This window comes from Dietzia sp. E1 (assembly GCF_014145015.1).
Classification (GTDB): Bacteria; Actinomycetota; Actinomycetes; order Mycobacteriales; family Mycobacteriaceae; genus Dietzia; species Dietzia cinnamea_A.
This window is the reverse complement of record NZ_JAALDU010000418.1, coordinates 1-2,367: the sequence shown is the minus strand read 5'-3', so window position 1 is coordinate 2,367 and position 2,367 is coordinate 1. Positions and strand designations below refer to the sequence as shown.

Below are 2,367 nucleotides of genomic sequence, written 5' to 3'. Positions count from 1 at the left end.
GCGTCGGCCCGGCTCGTGGCCTCTGCCTCGCGCGGGGCCTCTGCCTGGCGCGGGGTCTCTGCCTCGCGCGGGGTCTCTGCCTGGCGCGGGGTCTCGGCACGGCGCGGTGCGTCGGACTGAGCGGGGCGGCCGCCTCGCGCGCCTTCGATCATCGCGACGAGGTCGCCCTTGCGCTTACCCGAGAGGCCCTTGAGGCCCATCTGCTGCGCCAGTGCCTTGAGCTCGGGCAGTCGCATCGCCGACAGCGCGGCACCCTGGGGCGGGGTGGAAGTGGTGTCCGTCGAGGTCACAAGGATCCTTTCTGGGCCCGGGGCCGGGGCGGTGTGTTCCGCCTCGCATCGAGCAGGTGTCCGGGAAGCGGACTCGGCGTCCCGGGGTGGCCACGTGGGCCTTCCGCACCGGCACCATGGCCGGGCACGGGTCTTTCGTCTGAGGGGGATCCACGCGAGGGGAGAACCGCCCGATGCGGGGGATCCCTGTATGCCACTCGCCGATCGGCCGCTCCGACCGAGACCGACCCACGCCATACCGACCTGCCGCGGCGGGAATGGAAGTGAGATGACTCGGGACGCGGGGACGACCGGGCGCCCGTGACTGAGGACCAGCATACTACCCGGATGCCGATCTCGCGCACATCCCCCTCGCGCGGGTCGCGACCGCCGTGAGGGGCGGTCTCCCGGGCCGGTAACGTACACCACACCGGAGGGCGCACGACGTGGAGGTGACCGTGTTCGGAACCATGGCGGACACGCCGTTGCTCGTCTCCCGCATCCTCGAGCACGCCGCCGAGCGACACGGCGGTTCCACCGTCACCGGATTCGTCGGCGACCTCGAGCCGCGGCCCGTCCGCTTCGACGTCGTCACCTCCCGCGCCGCCGCCACCGCACACGCGCTCGCCGGCCTCGACGTGCGCCCCGGCGACGTGGTGGGCATCCTCTCCGGCGCCCGCACGGAGGTCGTCGAGTTCATGTTCGCGCTGCCGGCCATGGGCGCAGTCGCACTCCCCGTGAACATCCTCCGCTCCCAGGACTTCATCCTCTCCGCCCTGAGGGACAACCGGGTCGAGGTGATCCTGGTCGATCCCGAACTGCTCCCCTCGGCGTACGCCGTTGCCGCACAGGTCGAGACGCTGCGCCACCTCGTCGTCGTCGACGCCACCGTCACCTCCGCCCCCGGTGACCTGCGCGCCGAGGTCCACGCCCTCGAGGCCCTTCTCGACGGGCAACCCACCACCTACCCGTGGCCCGAACTCGACGAGCGCTCCGCGGCCGCCATCGCCTACACGTCGGGCACCACCGGTGCCTCCAAGGGCGTCGCCTACACCCACCGGTCCATCTGGCTCCACTCCATGCAGATGTGCATGGCCGAGAGCGCGGCGCTGCGCAGCGGCGACACCGTCCTGACCACCATCCCCATGTACCACGTCATGTCGTGGGGACTCCCCTACGCGGCGTTCATGTCCGGCGCGGGCGTCATCACCGCCAGGCCGCGCCCGGGGAAGGTCATGAGCACCGGCGCCGACGTCGCCGGGCTCCTCGGCACCTACCGACCCAACAAGATGGCGACCACCCCCGCCACCCTCCAACGTCTCCTCCAACGCCTCGAGACGAACCCCCAACAGATCGGCCACCTCAGCGAGGTCCTGGTCGGCGGCTCCCCCGTGCCCGAGGCGCTGTTCGACGCGTTCGTCAAGCGCCACGGCGTCACGATCATGCAGGCCTACGGCCTCACCGAATCCAGCCCGATCGCCACGTTCGCCCGCCCGGACCCGCACTCGTCGGCCACCTACCGACGCGCACAGATGCTCGGCCAGGGCAGGTTCCCCGCCGGCGTCCAGGCCCGCCTCGTCGATGGCGACCGGGTCCAGCCGAACGACGGGTGGTCCGCCGGCGAACTCCAGATCCGCGGACCGTGGGTCACCGCCGGATACCTCGGGGACGAGGCGTCCGACCGGTTCGTCGACGGATGGCTCCGCACCGGCGACGTGGGCACCATCTCGCCGAGGGGCTACCTCGACGTGGTCGACCGGGTCGACGACATCATCGCCTCCGGCGGCGAGCTGATCTCCACCGTCGAACTCGAGCACGCGGTGCTGCGCGACGACCGGGTCGCGGAGGTCGCGGTCGTCGGCGTGCCCGACGAACGCTGGGGCAACCGGCCCCTCGTGCTGGTCCGTCTCAAGGCCGGCGCCACCGCGACCGCCCGCTCGCTGTGGGACGGGCTCGACGGGCTCGTCGAGCCGTGGAAACGCCCCGATCACTGGGCGTTCGTCGACCACATCCCCCAGACCACCGTCGGAAAGTTCGACAAGATCCGGATCCGCGCCCGCCACGCCGCGGGCGACTACCAGGTCACGACGATCGCGCC

2 protein-coding genes are annotated in these 2,367 nt (G+C 71.7%); one reads left to right on the top strand and one right to left on the bottom strand.

Translation table 11 applies throughout. The annotated features are described in order from the left end of the window. Positions 1 to 290, bottom strand: a 290-nt coding sequence (locus G6030_RS13285) for a Rho termination factor N-terminal domain-containing protein (protein WP_182643447.1), incomplete at its 3' end; no start/stop codon positions are given. Positions 291 to 721: 431 nt separating this feature from the next. On the opposite strand from G6030_RS13285, the gene G6030_RS13280 reads away from it, so the two are divergent. Beyond that, a partial coding sequence (locus G6030_RS13280) for an AMP-binding protein (RefSeq protein WP_347238664.1) occupies positions 722 to 2,367 on the top strand: 1,646 nt, incomplete at its 3' end.